At 66.0% G+C, this 17286-nt stretch carries 18 protein-coding genes; 9 read left to right on the forward strand and 9 right to left on the reverse strand.

The annotated features are described in order from the left end of the window. Positions 1-41: 41 nt before the first annotated feature. Positions 42-746, forward strand: coding sequence for a response regulator transcription factor (locus ABZ942_RS00565; protein WP_357377571.1), 705 nt, complete (start codon positions 42-44; stop codon positions 744-746). Positions 747-769: 23 nt separating this feature from the next. Continuing rightward, complete coding sequence (locus tag ABZ942_RS00570; protein ID WP_357377573.1) at positions 770-2065, forward strand: HAMP domain-containing sensor histidine kinase; 1296 nt, start codon at positions 770-772, stop codon at positions 2063-2065. Positions 2066-2070: 5 nt separating this feature from the next. On the opposite strand, the gene ABZ942_RS00575 is transcribed toward ABZ942_RS00570, so the two are convergent. Then, the gene (locus ABZ942_RS00575) at positions 2071-2886 is read right to left on the reverse strand and encodes an SAM-dependent methyltransferase (protein ID WP_357377575.1); all 816 of its coding nucleotides are present in this window, start codon (positions 2884-2886) and stop codon (positions 2071-2073) included. A gap of 75 nt (positions 2887-2961) precedes the next feature. Next, complete coding sequence (locus ABZ942_RS00580; RefSeq protein ID WP_357377577.1) at positions 2962-3933, reverse strand: hypothetical protein; 972 nt, start codon at positions 3931-3933, stop codon at positions 2962-2964. A 382-nt stretch (positions 3934-4315) separates the two neighbouring features. Here ABZ942_RS00580 and ABZ942_RS00585 point away from each other — a divergent pair, with 382 nt between their 5' ends. The 3 genes from ABZ942_RS00585 to ABZ942_RS00595 all read left to right on the forward strand — a co-directional run bounded on the left by ABZ942_RS00585 (position 4316) and on the right by ABZ942_RS00595 (position 6994). Then, positions 4316-4471 (forward strand): hypothetical protein, encoded by a 156-nt coding sequence (locus ABZ942_RS00585; RefSeq protein ID WP_357377579.1) that lies wholly within the window; start codon positions 4316-4318, stop codon positions 4469-4471. A gap of 384 nt (positions 4472-4855) precedes the next feature. Next, positions 4856-5671, forward strand: a complete 816-nt coding sequence (locus ABZ942_RS00590; protein WP_357377581.1) for an alpha/beta fold hydrolase — start codon at positions 4856-4858, stop codon at positions 5669-5671. A 423-nt stretch (positions 5672-6094) separates the two neighbouring features. Beyond that, the gene (locus tag ABZ942_RS00595; protein ID WP_357377583.1) at positions 6095-6994 is read left to right on the forward strand and encodes an alpha/beta hydrolase; all 900 of its coding nucleotides are present in this window, start codon (positions 6095-6097) and stop codon (positions 6992-6994) included. A gap of 62 nt (positions 6995-7056) precedes the next feature. Here the strand turns inward: ABZ942_RS00595 and ABZ942_RS00600 are convergent, their stop codons facing one another. Continuing rightward, the gene (locus tag ABZ942_RS00600) at positions 7057-7311 is read right to left on the reverse strand and encodes a hypothetical protein (RefSeq protein ID WP_357377585.1); all 255 of its coding nucleotides are present in this window, start codon (positions 7309-7311) and stop codon (positions 7057-7059) included. A 10-nt stretch (positions 7312-7321) separates the two neighbouring features. Beyond that, entirely contained in the window at positions 7322-8656 is a 1335-nt protein-coding gene (locus ABZ942_RS00605; protein WP_357377587.1) for a S8 family serine peptidase, read from the reverse strand. 451 nt (positions 8657-9107) lie between these two features. Between ABZ942_RS00605 and ABZ942_RS00610 the strand changes: the two genes are divergently transcribed. The 3 genes from ABZ942_RS00610 (at position 9108) to ABZ942_RS00620 (ending at position 11327) form a co-directional block, all read left to right on the forward strand. Beyond that, entirely contained in the window at positions 9108-9569 is a 462-nt protein-coding gene (locus tag ABZ942_RS00610) for a hypothetical protein (RefSeq protein ID WP_357377589.1), read from the forward strand. A gap of 185 nt (positions 9570-9754) precedes the next feature. Next, a complete protein-coding gene (locus tag ABZ942_RS00615) occupies positions 9755-10084 on the forward strand; it encodes a helix-turn-helix domain-containing protein (protein WP_357377590.1) in 330 nt (109 codons plus the stop codon). Further along, a complete protein-coding gene (locus ABZ942_RS00620; protein ID WP_357377592.1) occupies positions 10077-11327 on the forward strand; it encodes a type II toxin-antitoxin system HipA family toxin in 1251 nt (416 codons plus the stop codon). Before ABZ942_RS00615 ends, ABZ942_RS00620 begins: the two co-directional genes overlap by 8 nt. Before the next feature lie 148 nt (positions 11328-11475). Here the strand turns inward: ABZ942_RS00620 and gndA are convergent, their stop codons facing one another. Continuing rightward, positions 11476-12930, reverse strand: a complete 1455-nt coding sequence (gndA, locus tag ABZ942_RS00625; protein ID WP_357377594.1) for an NADP-dependent phosphogluconate dehydrogenase — start codon at positions 12928-12930, stop codon at positions 11476-11478. A 273-nt stretch (positions 12931-13203) separates the two neighbouring features. On the opposite strand from gndA, the gene ABZ942_RS00630 reads away from it, so the two are divergent. Then, on the forward strand, positions 13204-14163 hold the full coding sequence (locus tag ABZ942_RS00630; protein WP_357377596.1) for a purine nucleoside permease: 960 nt from the start codon (positions 13204-13206) through the stop codon (positions 14161-14163). Positions 14164-14200: 37 nt separating this feature from the next. Here the strand turns inward: ABZ942_RS00630 and ABZ942_RS00635 are convergent, their stop codons facing one another. The 4 genes from ABZ942_RS00635 to ABZ942_RS00650 form a co-directional block, all read right to left on the reverse strand. Beyond that, positions 14201-14899: an iron chelate uptake ABC transporter family permease subunit gene (locus ABZ942_RS00635; protein WP_357377598.1), complete on the reverse strand. Its 699-nt coding sequence runs from the start codon at positions 14897-14899 to the stop codon at positions 14201-14203. 33 nt (positions 14900-14932) lie between these two features. Then, on the reverse strand, positions 14933-15151 hold the full coding sequence (locus tag ABZ942_RS00640; RefSeq protein WP_357377600.1) for a hypothetical protein: 219 nt from the start codon (positions 15149-15151) through the stop codon (positions 14933-14935). Between the two features lie 59 nt (positions 15152-15210). Further along, positions 15211-16047, reverse strand: a complete 837-nt coding sequence (locus tag ABZ942_RS00645) for a siderophore-interacting protein (RefSeq protein WP_357377602.1) — start codon at positions 16045-16047, stop codon at positions 15211-15213. 84 nt (positions 16048-16131) lie between these two features. Further along, positions 16132-17115, reverse strand: coding sequence for an ABC transporter substrate-binding protein (locus tag ABZ942_RS00650; RefSeq protein ID WP_357377604.1), 984 nt, complete (start codon positions 17113-17115; stop codon positions 16132-16134). Positions 17116-17286 lie beyond the last annotated feature (171 nt).

A 17286-nucleotide genomic window follows, 5' to 3' on the forward strand; every position in this document is an offset into this window, starting at 1 on the left:
CGATACCCACAAACTCGCTACTCACCAGCAACAATGACAGCGTGACCACACCCAGCTCGTCCGCACCCGCCGCATCGGTGCTCGTCGTCGAGGACGATCCGCACGTGCGCAGCACCCTCGACCAGCTGCTTCGCTTCGAGGGCTACACCGTGCACCTGGCCGTGGACGGGCAACAGGCGCTCGAAATGCTGACCGAGATCCAGCCGGACATGGCCGTGGTGGACGTGGTCATGCCGCGAATGGATGGACTGTCGCTGTGTCGGCTGCTGCGCCGACGCGGGGATCGGTTGCCGATTCTGGTGCTCACCGCTCGCCACCAGATCGGCGACCGCGTCGCCGGGCTGGATGCCGGGGCCGATGACTATCTGCCGAAACCGTTCGCGACGGACGAACTGCTCGCTCGGCTGCGGGCGTTGCTGCGGCGCAGCACCCTGGACGAGGACGACACCGTGCTGTCGGTCGCGGACCTGACCTTGAATCCGGCGACCCGCGAGGTGTATCGCGGTGATCGGGTTATCGAGCTCACCAAGACCGAGTTCGACGTGCTCGAGCTGCTGCTGCGCAACGCGCGAATCGTGTTGACGCGCAGCCGGATCTACGAACACATCTGGGGTTTCGACTTCGACACCGATTCCCGTTCGCTCGATGTGTACATCGGTTACCTGCGCCGCAAGACCGAGCAGGAGGGCGAATCCCGGTTGATTCACACCGTCCGCAACGTCGGTTACGCCGTTCGGCCCGCGTGATGCTGCGCGCCCGGATCACCCTCGTGGTTATCGTCGCCGTGGTGGCGGCGATCGTCGTCACGCTCGCGACGTCGTATCGCGGGGTCAGTGAGCTGGTCGGTAATCAGATCGACCGCAGCCTCAACGACCGGGTCGACGCCGTCATCGCCGTGCTGCCCGCAGTGTTGCCCGAGCGGTCCGACACCATCGAGCAGTTGCTGTCGGCCGACGGTACGGCGCATCCGTTGATGCCGGACCGGATGCCGTTGCCGGTGGCCGAGGCCGATCGGGTCGTGGCCCGAACCGGTAGCGGCACAGCCGAATACAATCTCGACCTGGACGGCGAGCCCTATGGGATCCGCACCAAACCGCGCCCCGGCGGCGGTGCGGTGATGGTGGCGCAGCGCTACCACGAGCCGGAACGGATCGACAACGAATTCCTGTGGCGCACCGGCGGTATCACCGCGATCGCGGTGGCGCTGTCGGCCTTGCTGAGCTGGCTGGCCATCGGCCGCATCCTGCGACCGGTCCGCCGCTTGCTCGCCGCCACCGAGCACATCAGCTCCACCCAGGACCTGTCGGTGCCGCTGCCGCCCACCGGCCGCGACGAAATCGGCAGGCTCACCGGCAGTTTCGACACCATGCTCACCGCCCTGCGCCGCTCCCGCGCGCAGCAACACCGGCTCGTCCAGGATGCCAGCCACGAACTGCGTACCCCGCTGACCTCCATCCGCGGCAGTGCCGAACTCTTGCAGCGCGCCCGCGGCCGGCTCGGGCCGGAAGACGAGACGCAGGTCCTCGACACCCTCGTGCAGGAGTCCGCCGCGCTCGACGACCTGGTCGCCGAGCTCGTCGAACTCGCCACCGACCAGCACACCGCCGAGGAACCCACCGAACTCGACCTGCCGACGCTGGCCGAGGAGTGCGCACAACGCTTCCGCCATCGCAGCGGCCGCACCATCACCGTCACCACAGACCATCCCGGACCCGTGCTGGCTCGGCCGCGGGCCCTCGCCCGGTGCATCGACAATCTGCTCAGCAACGCGATCAAGTTCAGCCCGCCGGACACCCCGGTCGACGTGCACATCCACCGCACCGAATTGACGGTGCGCGACCAGGGACCCGGCATCGCCGCCGACGACACCGCCGCGATCTTCGATCGGTTCTATCGTGCCGCGAACACCCAGGGCACACCGGGGTCCGGGCTCGGGCTCGCCATCGTCGAGGACATCATCACCGCACACCACGGCACGGTTTTCGCCGAGCACGGGCCTGGGGCGCGCATCGGTTTCCGGCTTCCGCCGCTGGAACAGTCGGACGGGCGCCGTCGCCGAAGCTGACAGGTCTAGCTCGACTTGCGGCCGATAGCGCCGTAGATCACCAGTCGGGTAGCGGGCAGGTCGTCGTCGAGCCATTCCTGCGCGGGCACCACACCGGGGTCGATGAGGTCGAAGCCGTCGAAGAGCGCCGCAGTGTCCTCCCGAGTTCGGTACACGACCTGGGAGGGGGAGCTGTTGGTGTCCTCTTGCGACTGACCGATGAAGTCCGGATGAGTGTCGCCGGAGGCGTGCGTAATCGCGAGGAAGCTGCCCGGCGCCATCACGTCGCGGAACTTGGCGACGATCCCGTACGGGTTTTCGTCGTCCATCACGTAATGCAGCACGCCGATGATCAGCAGGGCAACCGGTTCGTTGAAATCGATGAGCGAGCCGGTTTTCAGCCGGTCGATGATGTCGTCCGGCTGGCGAATATCGGCCTTCAAGGCGGTCACACCGGGCGAATGCGCCAGCAGCGCGTCGCAGTGCGCGTGCACGATCGGGTCGTTGTCGATGTAGACCACGTGCGCCGATGGTTCGATCTTGCGGGCCGTCTCGTGCACGTTCGGTGAGGTGGGGATGCCTGCGCCTAGATCGATGAACTGCCGGACACCCGCGTCGGCGGCCATCTCGACCGCCTTCACCAGGAACTGACGGATGAACCACGCCAAGGTCTTGGTGTCGGGTGCGATGGCCAGCATGCGGTGCGCGACTTCACGGTCGATGTCGTAGTTGTCTTTGCCGCCGAGCATGTAGTCATAAATCCGGGCCGAGCTCGGCACATTCGGATTGAGTCCTGGCGCTCGATCGATGTCCGACAAGGTGTCCTCCCGATCCTCGACCACAATCGTAGCGATCTTCCCGGCGGAATGTTGTGCTATGCCACAGTGGTGCAGACGCGCCGAAGCCCACTTACCGAATCACCCTTTGGCGGCAAGTGTATTCGCTCGCGCCATCAGCGCGTCGGCGACCGGACGTGGGCGGCGGCCGAGTCCACACGCGGTGGCGACGCCGTCGACCGGTCGGCCCAGCGCCTGCTCGATGACCTGCAACGTGTGCAGCTGCTCCGCCTCGGTGGGAGTGTCGTGCACCATGCCCGCATAGAAGTCGGTGCCCTCGCCCAGCGCCAGGTTCCCAAGGGGCGCATAGAATTCGGGCTTCTCGGACGGCGGGATCTCGCCGGCCGCGAACGGTGCGTGCACGAAGGTCAGGGTTTGCTCCGCGGGCCAATGCCGGACTATCGAATTGGCGAGATCCACGAACGGCTGAACGGTCCGTAACTTTGCCCGCGCCTTGTTGTTCATGCTGCCGAGGCAGAGGTGCACTCCGAACCGGGTACCCGGCGGGCATGCCGCGGCGAGTTCGGCGATGCCCTTACCCAATCCCAACACCCAGTTGATCAGATTGTGGAACGGCTGTGTGTGCGCCATCAGCACCAGCTCTGCGGTCGCCTCGAACTGGATGACGACGTCGTCCCCGGCCAATTCACGAATCGCGGCGATGTCGCGCACCGTCGCGTCGGTGAAGGCCTTTTTGTTTCGCAGCAGGCCGGCGGCGCCCATCGTAATGAACGCCATGGTGAAATCGGTCGGCATCCCGAGCTGGAGGGTGATACCGGACAAATCTCGCTCGGCGCGCAGTGCGTTGAACACCGGCAGTGCTTCCTCGGCCTCGCGGAAATATCCGAGATCCATCATGTCGCCGGTGAGCCTCTTGCCGCCCGCGGCTCGATAAATGGTCCGTTCCCGACTCGTGCGCCACTGGCCGGGGCGCTTCGATTCCAGCGCGCCCTGCTTCACCAGATCCTCGATGATGGGGCGGATGTAGAACTCGTAGCGGGCGGTCTCGCCCGTCGGCAGCGTCCGTAGCTGCGGCCCGGCGCTGTCCAGCATCGCTCTCATTGCTGCGTCAGTGCTCTCGGCCGGAAAACTTCCCACGAAGTGCACCGCTCGCGTACCCATGGGTCGGATACTAGACCGACGGTTTGCTGCGCGCGATCGTGCGGGCTGTGCGATACGACTCGTTGTCGTACTGTTACCAGCCTCGGCGGGGTGGCGGTGCGCGGGCTTCGCCGTTCCCGGCGACTGTCGCCAATTGCTTTGGGGAGTAACATCATTCGCCGAGCGACGGGTCAAGTACGACCAGCCCATGCCGGGGAGTCGGTTCGACCATGAAGAAGCAATACGACACCATCCCGCACGCCATGGCCGATCATGGTGCGCGGCAGCTCTTCTCCATGCGACCTACGACACGCAGGAAGGCCTCGACAACGCGATGCGGGAGTCCGGCAGCGAGTTTCGGTTCGCAAGCCTCGCCGAGCTGGGCTGCGCGGCGCGGGACGCGCGGGCGTTCGAGGTCGTCGCCGGGGCGGTGAACCCGGACGCCCCCGAGGTCGGCTTCGTGAAATTCATTCCGCCGATCAATAACTGAGCATTTGTCCAACTGGTTGGTGCGGTATTTGCAAGTGTCGCAACGTCTCTCCGTCGGCGGTTCCGACAGTCACGAATGTGTGTAGATATTTTCGATAGGTGTTGCGCATCAACCAGATTGCGAGCTAGCCTCCGGTTTATCACTGAAGTAGGGTGCCACAATGGTTATCCTCGTGTAACACCGAGGGGAGCGCGTCTCGTGCGGGCCTTCTTAAAAGCATTTGTCGTGTCAACAATTCTGTGTCTGGTGCCTGGGGTTGCCCACGCCGACAACAACCCCCCACCGAATACCTGTACGGCGGTTTCTTTTCCGGTGCCGCCGACGGGGACATTGGCCGCAACTCTCTGTATGCCGGCGACACCGACGAGTACCATCCTGGTGTTGATGCCGGGCTCCAATTACAACCACACCTACTGGGATTTCCCGTATGCGCCGGAGACGTATAACTTTCGGCGCGCGATGAACGCCGCGGGTTATGCGACGCTGGTGGTCGATCGATTCGGCAACGGTGCGAGCACCAGGCCGCCGAGCGCGGTGCTGACGGCGACCGGCTCGGTCATCGCCCTGCATCAGGTCGTCGGTGCGGTACGGCAGGGGCTGCCCGGCGTGCAGCCGTTCAGCAAGATCATTACCGGCGGCCATTCGCTCAGTTCCGGTGTCGCGGTCATCGAGGCGAGCACCAACCATGATGTCGATGGTGTTCTGCTGACCGGGTTTTCGCACAGTCTCGACCTGCTGGGGACGACCGGCGTGGTGGCCACCTACTATCCGGCGGCCGAAGATCCACATTTCGCCGGTCAGGGCTACGACCCCGGCTATCTGACCACGCGACCCGGAACCAGGGCGGCGGATTTCTACGGCGCCGGTGACTACGACCCCGCGGTGCTCGCGACCGACGAGGCCACCAAGGAAGTCTTCTCGCTGACGGAGTATCCCGACGGTCTGACATCCACCCTGCCGCCTGCGACCGACCTCATCAATGTCCCGGTAATGGTCGTCGACGGCAGCCTGGATCGGTTGTGCCTGAACGCGTGCGCGAGCACCGCGACTTTGGCGGCCGAAGAGGCACCGTTTTTCACTCCCGCCGCCAAGTTGCGCACCTTTGTATTGCCCGGCAGCGGGCATTCGGTGAATCTCGCGCTGAATACCGCTGCTTATCAAGCCGCAGTGCAGGATTGGCTGGCGGCGATGTTCCGATGACCACACCGCGCGAGTGAATGCGGAGGTGGACCACGCATAGCCCTGAGGGCGGGAGCCGGCCGAGCTCCCGCCCGCAGGCGGTCGCGACCCGGCTTGCCCGAAAAGCGAAGTCCGGCCGGCTGCCCGACGGATGGAGCCGGTTGTCAAGTGCGGCAACACATCTCCGTCGGCGGTGGCGGACGACCGGAGTAGCCACAACTTCGCGATAGGTATTGCGCATCAACCGGACGCGGGATAGCCTCCCGGTTGATGACTCAACAAGGATGCCACAGTGGTTATCCTCGTGTACCTCCGAGGGGAGCGCGTCGCGTGCGGGCCTCAATACGGGCTTTTGTCATGTCAACAATTCTTTGTCTGACGCCGGGTGTTGCGCTAGCCGATCAAGTTTCGCCGCCGGATCAATGCCGAGAGATCACTTTCCCGGTGCCGCAGGGAACTTTGGCCGGAACGCTGTGCCAGGCGACGGACAAACCGACGGACGCCGTCATGGTGTTGATGGCGGGTTCCAATTACAACGGCTCGTACTGGGATTTCCAGTACCAGCCGGACACGTACAACTTCCGGCGTGCGATGAATAGCGCGGGCTATGCGACGCTGGTGGTCGACCGGCTCGGCAACGGCGCGAGCACTCGGCCGCCGAGCGTGACGCTGACGGCGACCGCCACCGCGGAGGCGCTGCACCTCATCGTGCAGCAGCTGCGGCAGGGTCTCGGTGGCGCACGGCCGTTCGGCAAAGTCATCACCGGTGGGCACTCGCTGAGCTCGGGCACCTCCGTCATGGAGGCCACCAAGTATCACGACGTCGACGGCGTGCTGCTCACCGGATACTCACACACGCTGAACATTCCCGGAGTCCTCGGTGTGATCAGCACGTATTATCCGGCCGTCCAGGATCCGGCCTTCGCCCTTCGCGGATACGATCCCGGCTACCTGGTGTCCCGGCCGGGCGCTCGCCGAGCCGATTTCTACGGCCCCGACAACTTCGATCCACAGGTGGTCGCGGCCGACGAGGCGACGAAGGAAACCTTCTCGCTCACCGAATATCCCGACGGGCTGATGTCCACCCTGCCCGGCATGTCCAGCCTCATCACCGCACCCACCATGGTGGTCAACGGCAGCATGGACATCCTGTCCTGTGGGCCGGGTTTCGCGATCTGTGCGAACAGCGCGACGCTGCAGGCCGCGGAGGCACCGTATTTCGGCCCCGACGCGAAGTTGCGCACCTTTGTGTTGCCCGGCAGTGGGCATTCGGTGAATCTCGCACCGAACACCGCCGAGTATCGGGCCGCCGTCATCGAATGGGCGGACTCGATCGCCCGATAGCAGTTCGCGTCCCGGCGTCACCGATCGGTATCGCCGGGATGCTGCTTTTCCGGAACTGATTCTTACGTACGGGGTTTCGGATCGATCGATCCGTTGCCCGGTTCGATGCGGGGGTCGGCGAAGACTTCGACACCGGGTCCGGCGGTGGTCATGCGTGCGGCGGCCGCGTCGGTCACCCGCAGCGCGTACAGACCGTTCGCGGGATCCACGGCGACCAGGCCATAGGCGGTATCGACGTCGTCAGCGGTGAGCTTCAGCTCCCGCAGGGCGGCCTCCAGGGTCGCCTCCTGCGGGAGCCGAATGGTGAGCAGCGGCATGGCCACTACGTTACGCGCGGGCCGCCGTTCGATTCAGCTCCGCGAGGATCGCGGCGGCGTCAGCGACGCCGTATCCGTAGTCGTAGTTGTAACCACCGGCCTCTGCTATCGCGGTGCGCTGCAACAACGCTCGCAGCTGCGCGGGCGGCAGTTCAGTGGCCGACCATCGGGTACGGATGGCGGTGACCAGGCCCGCCGCGACCGGAGTGGCCGCCGAGGTGCCGGTGTCCGGATCGGTGGCGCCGAACACCGTCGACCCGAGGAAGTGGGTGTAGGAGCAGATATCCGGCTTGCGGTCGGTCAATCGGCCGGGGCCCTGTGAGGAATAGCCGACCCGCTGGCCCTTGGTGTCGACGCCCGCGATGGACAAGACACTCGGATGCGAGTTGGCCCCGCCGATCGGCTTGCTGGTGTACGCGCACCGGCCGTCCGGGCACTCGCGCCCGCAGTTGCCCGCGGCGAAGAGGATGTCGGCGCCCGCGGCCTCGAGCGAGCCGACGATCACGTTGAACGGATGAGACGGATTGTCGGAGTAGTTGCCGGGCTGCCCGACGGGGAAATCCCAACTGGGCGAGAACGATCCCCAGCTGTTGCTGATCACCAAGGCCCGCGACGCGGCAGGCTGATCGGTGAGCACCGTGCGCAGGTGGGCGTACCCGGCCAGTGCGTCCGACAGCAGGCCCTCCATCACGGTGCCGCCCTGCCGCTTGCTCTGCAGCACCGGAAGGTCGAGCAGCGTCGCCTTCGGTGCGGCGATGAGCGCGTCGAACGCGCACATCGAGCCGTGGTCCACCGGGAACTCGCCCGCCGTGCCGGTGACCCCGGCCGGATTCCAGCTGCGCGCCTTATCGATGGTCACCTGCCCGCCGCGCACCTGCTTGACCTTCGCGGCGTTGATACCGGTGTCGACGATGGCCAATGCCACCGACGTACCGTCCAAGCCCGCGGCCGCCAGATCGCCGTGGTGCAACAGGGTTTCGACATCGTGCCAGTTGCCGACCGCGGGGGTGTCGCCACACGTGAGGTTGGTCTGGATCACCGGATCGGCGAAAACGCCGGTGACACCGCGCGCTGCCGACAATTGCGACACGCTGTCGGCGATGTCGTCATCGTCGATCTCGCCGCGCACCAGCACCGAGGCGTCCGCCGGGTCTAGCGAATAGCTCAGCGGACCGGTATCGGACACCGGGGGAACGGATTTCGGCACCGCGACCGGCGTATAGGAGTGATCCAACGCGATCCCGGTCAGATGCCCGGCAACATCTGCGGAGGCCACCGGAACCGCACGGTCGGCCACTGCGGTAATCAGATCGACGGTCGGACGAAGCTGAATAAGTACGCGCATATCTGCCATGATGCCGCGCCGTTCGGCAAAATTCGCGCCTGACGTGCAAAGTGCCGCCACCTCGATGCGCAACGGCGACCGGGACAACTGCAAGCTGCCAGCAATTTCTCCGGAGATCGTGTCGTGGATCACACTCGTGCGGCTCGGCCGGGTTGCCGGATATCGATTCGGACCCGTCGGACAACGGTGATCGGTTCGCGAGCGGTTCGGTGCGCAGCGTGACCGTTCGTCGTGTCTTCGCAGGTCATCGCCAGAATTGCTGTGCCCCAGATATATTGACGTCTTGCTCGTCGAGATCCCTTTTGCTAGAGCATGTTTCGAATTCTCTGGCGTTGCCACGACGCCGTTGTGCTCGCTAGGCTTGTGTCGGTTGCCGACGTTGTCGGCCGTTATTCCACAGCGCGGCAACCATGTTCATCCAGTACATCTCGATGATTGATGGGACGGTTCGATGAAATCAGGAACCCGCACTGGCCTATTGCGGATCGCCGCGATCGCAGCCCTCGCCGTAACCGCCGCAGGCGCACCCGCAGCCTTCGCCGCCCCGAACGATCCCTCGGCGCCGATATGCACAATGAGCTACCCGGTCCCGGTGGAACCGTTCCAAACCCCGGCCGTCAGCGACGTCTTCGCCACCTCGAGCAACGGCGCCGTCGATCTGAAACTGCACACCAACGCCGGCACAGATTTCGCCTACGACCAGAAATTCACCGTCAACTGGGCAAACATCACCACCGGCAAGAGCGGCGTAGCCGACACCTCCGCCCAGGTAAAAGGCTCCGACAACACCCTCACCATCACCGGCCTCCCCACCAAACCGGGTCGAGTCCTGCTGAACCTAGGCGTCTTCAACCACGGCGAAGGCCCGAACTACACCAACGGCGAATGCAGCGCCGAGTACCAAGTCAACTGACCTCCGGCCCGCGTCGCGATCGCGTGAGCTGGTCGTCCGCCATCGGGGCGCCCTGTCCATGTTATGAATCTATAACATGTGCGCCATGTAATGGATCTGGAACATTGTGCACTGTTGAGCCATCATTGTCATGGACAATGTTGTAGTTCCACAACATGCGGTGCCGGTGATGGTACCGTAACGTCATGACGCAACCTCGGACACGACGCCAGCTGGTCCAGCTCGGCGCGGCGTTGCGTAAGGCGCGTGTTGACGCGGGGTTGACCCAGGAACAGCTGGGGGAGTTGGCGGGGGTCTCTCGCCAACTTGTCAGTCGGGTCGAGACCGGTAGCCCGAACGGGGAGATCGGTCGCATCATCCAAATCGCTAGTGCGCTAGGCCTGCAAGTGGTCACTGTGCCCATGTCGCACCGCACCACGACCTCACGTGATCAACAGGCGATTCAGGATGTCTTCGATCGGATCCGGCAGGGTGCGGAGCCGCCGAACCCGGAACCGCCGGAGCCTCATGAGTGATCTGGTGGTGATCCTCAACGGAGTGTTGGTCGGGGCCGTCACGCACGTCGGCGGGCGGCCCCGCTTCACCTACGTCGACGACTACGCCGTCGACCTCGATGCCACCCCGTTGTCGCTGTCGATGCCTCCGGCGGTGGGACGAACCTACGACCATCGCGTCACCGCACCGTGGCTGACGAACCTGCTGCCCGATGATGCCAATGTGCGGGAACGGCTGGCTCGCGAGTTCGATGTGTCGTCGCCCAGTGCGACCGCACTGCTCGAACACATCGGTCGCGACTGTGCCGGCGCTGTGCAATTGGCGGCACCCGAGGATGTCGAGGATGTGCTGACCCGGCCAGGCAGCGTGGAAGAAGTCACCGACGTGCAGATCGGTGCGCGGTTGCGCGGCCTGCGGAGTGCGCCGGCGCAGTGGACCCGCGCCGACGAGCGTTGGAGTTTGGCGGGAGCCCAGTCCAAGTTCGCAGCCGTCCGCACCGCGGGCGGGTGGGCATATGTGCATGGCAACGCGGCCAGCACGCACATCATCAAACCGGGAATCGGACGCTTTCCGGGGCAGGCGTTCAACGAGCATCTGTGCCTGCGTGCGCTGGAGGCGCTCGGGATCGTTGCAGCGGCATCGGAATTCATCGAGTTCGATGGCGTCGGGGCGATTGTTGTCGAACGGTACGACCGGTTACGCGGTGCTGATGGCCAGGTGCTCCGGCTGCATCAGGAGGACATGTGCCAAGCGCTGTCGGTGCCGCCCGAGCGCAAGTATGCCTCGGAAGGTGGGCCGTCGGCCACTGCGATCGCGGGCCTACTCGCCCGTGAGGCCAGTAGGCGCGACGTCGACCGATTCACCGATATTGTTGTCGCCCAATACTTGCTCGGCGCACCGGATGCCCATGCCAAGAACTACTCGGTCGTCCTCAACGGACTCGACATCGCTCTCGCGCCGATCTACGACGTAGCGAGTTCGCTGCCATACGATCCGGAACGCGGATCGGATCTGGGTCGAGTGGCGATGCCGATCGGGGGTCGGTCGAAGTTCGGTGAGGTCACCTTGCATCACGTCGAGAAGTTCGCGCAGCAGGCAGGGACGGATCCTGATCGACTCGTCGCACGGACTCGCGAAATCGCCGCCGGACTGCCCGGCGCATTGGCCGACGCCGATCGCAGCAGCACCGACCCGGTATTGGCGCGATTGCGTACGCGGCTCGTCGACACCGTGGCTGCGCATTGCGCCACCATCGACACCTAGTCGAGACTGACTGCCGCGCATGTCTTTTCGGGCCGCGCTCGAGATCGTTGGCGGTATCGAACGCGGCGGGTGACGTTGTGCGCGGCGTGGACGTGGGGAGAAATGGCGAGTGCCCGGCCGATGGGTGGCCGGGCACTTGGGTGGGTGGTCAGTCGGTTTGGATTTCGGTGCGGTCGCCGCTCCAGAGGGTGTGGTATTTGCCGGGGAGGTCGATGCGCTCGTAGGTGTGGGCGCCGAAGTAGTCGCGTTGGGCCTGGGTGAGGGCGGCGGGGAGGCGCTTGGCGCGCAGGCCGTCGTAGTAGGCGAGGGAGGACGCGAAGGCGGGGACGGGGATGCCGAGTTGGACGGCGGCGGCCACGACGCGGCGCCAGCTGTCGATGGCGTTCTCGATGGCCTCCTGGAAGAAGGGGTCGAGGATGAGGCTCGGCAGCTGGGCGTTGGTGTCGTAGGCGTCTTTGATGCGGTTGAGGAACTGGGCGCGGATGATGCAGCCGCCGCGCCAGATGGTGGCGAGGTCGCCGGGGTGCAGATCCCAGTCGTATTCGGTGCTGGCGGCGGCGATCTGGTCGAAGCCCTGGGCGTAGGCGACCACCTTGGACGCGTACAGCGCACGCTCGATGTCCTTGGTGAACTGCTCTGCGTCGGTGGGCTTGTCGGCAAGCTTGCCTGAGGCGAGGCCGACGGCGGCGCGACGCTGGTCGGTGGCGCCGGACAGCGCGCGGGCGAACACGGCCTCGGCGATGCCGGTCACCGGGACACCGAGATCGAGCGCCGCCTTGACGGTCCAGCGGCCGGTGCCCTTCTGCTCGGCCGCGTCCAGGATGACGTCGACGAGCGGCTTGCCGGTCTTGGCGTCGGTCTGGTTGAGCACCTCGGCGGTGATCTCGACCAGGTAGCTTTCCAGTTCGCCCTGGTTCCAGCCGGTGAACACGTCGGCGATCTGCTTGGCGTCGAAGCCGAGCGCGTCCCGGAACAGGTGGTAGGCCTCGCCGATGAGCTGCATGTCGGCGTACTCGATACCGTTGTGCACCATCTTCACGAAGTGACCCGAGCCGTCCGGCCCGATGTGCGTGCAGCACGGGGTGCCGTCGACCTGCGCGGCGATCGACTCGAGCAGCGGGCCGAGCACCTCGTAGGACTCCTTGGGCCCGCCCGGCATGATGGCCGGACCGTTGAGCGCGCCCTCTTCACCGCCGGAGATGCCGGCGCCGACGAAGTGCAGGCCGCGTTCGCGCAGCGACTTCTCCCGGCGGATGGTGTCGGTGAACAGCGCGTTGCCGCCGTCGATGATGATGTCGCCCTCGTCCATCGCGGCGGCGAGTTCCTCGATCACCGCGTCGGTCGGATCGCCGGCCTTGACCATGATCAGCACGCGGCGCGGTTTCTGCAGCGCGCCGACGAACTCCTCGATCGTCTCGGTGCGGACGAAGTCACCCTCGTCGCCGTGCGCCGCGAGCAGCGCGTCGGTCTTGGCGATGCTGCGGTTGTGCAGCGCGACAGTGTGTCCGTGCCGGGCGAAGTTGCGCGCGATATTGCTCCCCATCACTGCGAGGCCGGTGACCCCGATGTGGGCGCGTGCGTTCGATCCCGCCGATGACGTCATGCTGATGGGCCTTTCACTCGGCGCGGACCTCGCCGCGCTCCACCGACTGTTCGACAAACGAGCGTGCAAGTGACCGCCCGACCAAGCGAGCCCACCGAATCCGCAGGTAGCGGCGGTCTGGTGGTTCCGCTTGTGCCGCAAGAAAACCTGCCGTCCAACCTACATGGGTGCCCTTTCGGGCTTGTCGGGTCGGCCTCGGTCGGCGTGACCGGGCGTTCGTGCGGGTCGCGGTCCACCGGTTGGTGGCAAGGGGGCTTGTCATAGGATCATCTGATGCTTCTACGTCGCTGGATAGTCGCACTGACGGTGTTCACGACGGTCGCCATGGCGGCCGGTTGCGGCGGCGGGAGTGCGTCGAACGCGGCGCCGGTCAAGGTCGGTGTGCTGGTCATCACGATGTTCGACCCGGAGGTCGAGCCGTGGCTGCAGCGCGAGTCGCTGCCGATCACCGTGGACGTGCCCACGTCGTACAAGCCGGTGCACTGCAATGCCGATGGACTGTGCGTCGCCGAGACCGGACAGGGCAAGACCAATGCCGCGGCCACCATGATGGCCGTGCTGGACAGCCCGAAACTCGACTTCAGCAACGCCCACTTCCTCACCGTCGGCACCGCGGGCGCGCCGCCGGACCAGGCCACCCTCGGCTCCGCGACCTGGGCCCGCTGGATCGTCGACTTCGACCTCGGCAACCACCTCGTCCCGGCCGAGGCGCCGGGCCTGCCGCACGGCTACCGCCCGGTCGAGAACTACAACACCGCCGCCTACCACCTGAACGAGCAGCTGGTCGACACCGCGTTCGGCCTGACCGAGCACGCCACCCTGGCCGACAGCCCCGAGGCCGCCGCCGAACGCGCCCAGTTCGGGCAGGGCGACCGCAAGCCGTCGGTTGTCAAGTGCGACACCATGACCGGCGACGACTGGTACTCCGGCAAGGAGCTCTCCGACACCGCGCGCCACATCATGGGCGTGCGCACCAACGGCCAGGGCAACTACTGCACGACGCAGATGGAAGACAACGCCACCGCCGCCGTGCTGGACCGCCACGGCTACCTCGACCGGTATCTGTCGCTGCGCACGGTGAGCAACTTCGACCAGCCCTATCCCGGCCAGAGCGTGCTCGACCACCTCGAGCAGCAGTCCGCGGGTTTCCGGCTGTCCCTCGACAACGGCTACACCCTCGGCCGCACGGTCGTCGACTACTTCCTGAAGAACCGGTACCAACCGGCTCGCTGAGCACGTCTCCCTTGAACTGCGCTGTGCCCCAGCACTTTCAGTTCCGTGATGGCCACCATCGCCGCAACGGCGCGCGCCCGACGGCGGTGGCCAGGTTCGCGCGCAGGATCACCAGCACCAGGAAGGGACCGCCGATCGCCGCCGTCACCACGCCGACCGGGAGTGGATCGGCGAACAGGGTCCGGGAGCAGAGGTCCGCCGCGGTCAGCAGCAGCGCTCCCATGATTCCGGAGGCGAGTAGCGGCGGCGACGCGAGTCGGCTCAGTCGTACCGTCACCTGGGGTGCGATCAATGCCACCGCGAAGACCGGTCCGGCCGCCGCGACCGCGATACTCGTCAACAGCACTGCGGTGAGCAACAGCAACAGCCGCACCACGGTGATCCGGACGCCGAGCATGACGGCGACGTCCTCGCCCGGTGCGATCGCGCGCAACGGAAAGGCAAGGGCGATCGCGAGAATCGTCAGCCCGCCGATGCCCCACAACGTCAGCCACACCTGCGACCACTGCCGTGGCTCCAACGCCCCGACAAGCCACAGCTGCGCCTGGCCGACATCGCGAATATCGGCCTGCACCAACATCCATTGCGTCAACGCCGACATGATCGCGGTGACCGCGACGCCAACGAGCACCAGCCGCTGATTTCCCGCTTTGCTCAGGGCACTGACCACGAGAACGAATGTCCCGGTGAGCAATCCGCCGATCATCGCGGCCAGCGGCAGGCCGAGCGCGGACATCGTGTCGGTGGAGCCCTACCCGAGGGTGACCACTCACTTCGGCGCCTTGGGAATCGTCGCCGGTCCGAGCGCTGACTGGAGGGTGACCGGGAAGGCTCCGCCCACTGAGGCGCCGGCCGTGTCGGTGGACTGCTCGCCTGTGGTGCAGCCGGTCGCCAGCAGCACCGACACGGCTGCGGCACAACCGGCCACCGCCCGCAGTACCCGTCGGCGGGCGGACTGCTCCGGCCGGTCGCGAAAACGTTCGTTCATCAGGTGCTCAACCCCTCCTGTCGACCAACTCCCGAGGCCGACCGCGGTGTCGACGTTACTCATTCGTCTCGGTCGTAGTCGGCGACGCCGCGTTTCCAGTACCCGGCGATCAGATAGTCCTTCGGATCGATGCCGAGGTCGTTGCGCACCCAGCGGCGCAGCGGTTTCAGCACGCCCGACTCGCCGGCCAGCCACGCGTAAACCCGTTCTCCGGCAGGCACTTCGATACTGCGGACGGCCTTTTCGAAGGTGTCTCCGGTGCCGGGTTCGGCATCGCCGCGATGCACCCAGCGCACGTCGATGGCGGTCGGCGGATCGAGGGGAATCTCCTCCTCGGGCCCGCGCACCTCGATGATCGCCCACCCGGATGCGGTGCGCGGCAACCATTCCAGCCAGCGGGCGATGGCGGGCAGGGCGGTGATGTCACCGACGAGCAGATACTTGTCGTAGGTCTTCGGCACCACGACACCGCCGGGCGGGCCCGCGATGTGAATCCTGGTGCCCGGCTGCACGTTCAGCGCCCAGTCCGAGGCGAGGCCGCCGGGGTGGATGGCGAAATCGATATCGAGTTCGCGGTCCTCGGCGCTGAAGCGGCGCACCGTGTATTCGCGCGATATCGGTCGCGGCGAGCCCCATTCCAGGGAGAGCCCGTCCTTGCGGGGCAGCAGCAGCACACCGTGTTCGTCCGGAAAGATCAGGCGCACATGCTCATCCGGAACATAACTGTGGAACCCGGCCAGATCCGCGCCGCCGAAGGTGATGCGCAGCAGGCCGGTGCCGACCTTTTCGGTGCGGAGCACCGCCACCTCGCACAATCCGATCGGATAGCCGACTTTGGCTCCGTGTTCACCCGAGAGCACCTCCACGATCCGTTCGGTGTAGGCGGCACGATCCATCAAGGCGTTTCCTTTCCCAGCAGCGGCGCCGCGGCCGGTGACGTCGCTGCGACGAGGTATCGATGAGCAGGCCGCCGACGGCCGTCACTTGAAGCGCTCGGCCAGCAGGTCGAGGGTTGCCATGGCGTTGCGGTAGTCGGGACGCTGGCTGGTCGCGGGCAGTTCGTAGACCTGGCCTGCCTGGAACGCAGGCAGCTTGGCCAGCATCGGATCGTCCTTCAGCTGGGCGATGGTCCGGCCGCCTTCGAGTCGCACGACGAACAGCACCGGGGCGTCGACGACGGTGCTCAGCAGTTCGGGGCTGAAGGCCACCCAGTCGGCGGCCGCGGGGCGGCTCGGGTTGCCTGCCTTCGCCTCGACCTTGTCGTCGACAGTGATACCGACCGCGGTCAGCAGGGAAGCCAGCGGCGTGCCGGGGGCGATCACGGAAGGCTTGAGATCCCCGCGCGACTGGAACACCGCCGCCGCGCCCTTCGGCGCCTGCAGCCTGGCCTTGACCTTCGCGACCTTGTCGTTGTACGCGCCGATCAGGTCGTCCACCTTCGCGGACCGATTCACGATGTCGGCCACCGACTTCAGCTGGTCCTGCCAATTGCTGCTGTTGGACGGCACCAGTGCGGTCGGTGCGATGGCGGCGAGCTTGTCGTAGTCGTTGATCGACTGCTGGCCGGGGAAGCCCGGCCCGCCACCGATGATCAGGTCCGGCTGCTGGGCGGCGATGAACTCCAGGTTGATGCTGTCACCGGACGGCACCGTCACGGTGCCCTGCTGCTTGGCGTCCGCGGCCCAGGCGGTGGGAAACTCACCGGGCTTCAGCGTGACGCCGAGGATCCGCGGATCCGCGGCCTTGACCTTCGCACCCAGGTCGTAGAGGAATCCGGCGAGCCCGCCGTTCACGACCACGATCCGCTGCGGATCGGCGGGCACGGCGACCGTGCCCTTGGCGGTCTGCACCTGGCGGGTGTCGGACGTGCTCTCCACTTCGGAGGCCGAGCTTCCGCAGCCTGCCAGCACCGCGACTAGTGCGAGGATGAGCAGAGCGGCGGCGGCACGGGCGCGTGCCGTCATTCGGTGAGGCGACATGGCTGGGTGTTCTTTCTGTCTTGTGGGGAGACCCGTGGGTAACTGAGCGATGCCGGGGCGAGGCGCTGGGCGTGCCAGCAGCCCAGTTGCGTTCCGGTGCATGGCAAACCGGGCTGACCTGCGCGCGCGTCGACGACTTCCACCAGTCCCACCCCA

It is taken from the genome of Nocardia sp. NPDC046473 (assembly GCF_040645995.1).
Classification (GTDB): domain Bacteria; phylum Actinomycetota; class Actinomycetes; order Mycobacteriales; family Mycobacteriaceae; genus Nocardia.